Source organism: Streptomyces fulvoviolaceus, assembly GCF_000718165.1.
Lineage (GTDB): Bacteria > Actinomycetota > Actinomycetes > Streptomycetales > Streptomycetaceae > Streptomyces > Streptomyces fulvoviolaceus.
In genome coordinates this window covers 1-1,748 of the sequence record NZ_JOEY01000137.1, presented here as the reverse complement: position 1 = coordinate 1,748, position 1,748 = coordinate 1, and the positions used below count along the sequence as shown (strand labels likewise).

The following is a 1,748-nucleotide window of genomic DNA, read 5'->3' as shown; positions in this document are numbered from 1 at the left end:
AGGGGCAATGCTCAAGACCTGTGGATCGGCTCTAGGTTGGACGCGAAGGGCGTACCTTCCCGAGTGATCGATTGACTGGAATCGAGTAGGCCGACGTTGGCCCGTCGGCTGGGAAGGTACGCCCATGCTCACGGTAGTCACCGAGGACGGCTCGACGCGAGGCGGATCCCTGATCGACGAGATCGTCCGGGAGGGCGCCAGGCGGATGCTGGCCGCCGCGCTGGAGGCCGAAGTTGACGCCTACATAGCGGAGTTGGCGGACGAGAAGGACGAACGCGGGCGGCGGCTCGTGGTCCGTAACGGACACCACCAGCCCCGGAACGTGACCACCGCGGCCGGGACGGTCGAGGTCCAGGCTCCACGCGTTAACGACAAGCGCGTCGACGAGGAGACGGGCGAGCGCAAGCGGTTCTCCTCGGCGATCCTGCCGCCCTGGGCCAGGAAGTCCCCGAAGATCAGCGAGGTGTTGCCGCTTCTCTATCTGCACGGCCTGTCCAGTGGCGACTTCGTGCCTGCGCTCGAGCAGTTCCTCGGCTCCTCCGCCGGCCTTTCCCCGGCCACCGTGACCCGGCTGACCACCCAGTGGCAGGCCGACCGCAAGGCGTTCGGCGAGCGCGATCTGTCAGCCACGGACTACGTCTACGTCTGGGCCGACGGCATCCACCTGCGCATACGCCTGGAGGAGGCCAAGGCCGCCGTCCTGGTGGTGATGGGTGTGCGCGTTGACGGCACCAAGGAGCTGATCGCCATGGCAGACGGCTACCGGGAATCCGCGGAGTCCTGGGCGAGCCTGCTGCGGGATGCCGCCCGGCGGGGCATGCGCGCTCCCGTCCTCGCCGTCGGCGACGGTGCCCTCGGCTTCTGGAATGCGCTTCACGAAGTCTTCCCCGAAACCCGTCACCAAAGGTGCTGGGTTCACAAGACGGCCAACATCCTCGACTGCCTGCCCAAGTCGGCCCAGCCCGCGGCGAAGAAGGCCATCCAGGACATTTACAACGCCGAGGACAAGGAGCACGCGGCCAGAGCGGTCAAGGCGTTCGAGAAGCAGTACAGGGCGAAGTTCCCCAAGGCCGTCAAGAAGATCACGGATGATGAGGCCGAGCTGCTGGCCTTCTACGACTTCCCCGCCGAGCACTGGATCCATCTGCGGACCACGAACCCGATCGAGTCGACCTTCGCGACCGTGCGGCTGCGGACGAAGGTCACCAAGGGTGCCGGCTCCCGCGCGGCCGCCCTGGCGATGGTGTTCAAGCTCGTCGAGTCCGCCCAGGCACGATGGCGGGCCGTCAACGCACCCCACCTCGTCGCCCTGGTGAGGGCCGGAGCCCGCTTCGAACGCGGCGAACTCCTCGAACGCCCCGAGACGCTCGCGGCATAAGGTCAGGCCACCATGACCGACTACAACACCTACGGCACCAGCACACACACCGCGAGTGAACTGGTCCACCTCGTCACCAGCCACCTCGACGTGGTCTTCACCGAACGCGAGAGTGACTACCGGGGCGTCTACCACCTCGCCCAGGGCCCTTACGGACGCATCGAGATCCAGCCGAACGCCATCCCCGGCGACGACGGCCAGGACGACCTCTACACCCCGGAACACCCGACGGTCCGGGTCCTCTTGCTCACCAACACCCCGGCCCCAGAGCCCACCCTGCACACCCGCTTGGGCATCATCCAAGGTCTCGTGCACCTGGGCCGCGAATCATGGTGAGCCGCTGCTGACCCACAACTCTTGACAATTACTC

At 66.6% G+C, this 1,748-nt stretch carries 2 protein-coding genes; both read left to right on the top strand.

Annotated elements, in window-relative coordinates; genetic code table 11:
* The first annotated feature begins 124 nt into the window (after window positions 1-124).
* Window positions 125-1,378, top strand: coding sequence for an IS256 family transposase (locus IG08_RS0153120; RefSeq protein ID WP_030622020.1), 1,254 nt, complete (start codon window positions 125-127; stop codon window positions 1,376-1,378).
* Between the two features lie 12 nt (window positions 1,379-1,390).
* The gene (locus IG08_RS0153115) at window positions 1,391-1,714 is read left to right on the top strand and encodes a hypothetical protein (protein ID WP_030622018.1); all 324 of its coding nucleotides are present in this window, start codon (window positions 1,391-1,393) and stop codon (window positions 1,712-1,714) included.
* The last annotated feature ends 34 nt before the right edge of the window (window positions 1,715-1,748 follow it).

What these genes read in the sequence shown, in the direction of transcription:
- IG08_RS0153120 (WP_030622020.1), top strand. Translation starts at nt 125, where the DNA reads ATGCTCACGGTAGTCACCGAGGACGGCTCGACGCGAGGCGGATCCCTG.
- IG08_RS0153115 (WP_030622018.1), top strand. Translation starts at nt 1,391, where the DNA reads ATGACCGACTACAACACCTACGGCACCAGCACACACACCGCGAGTGAA.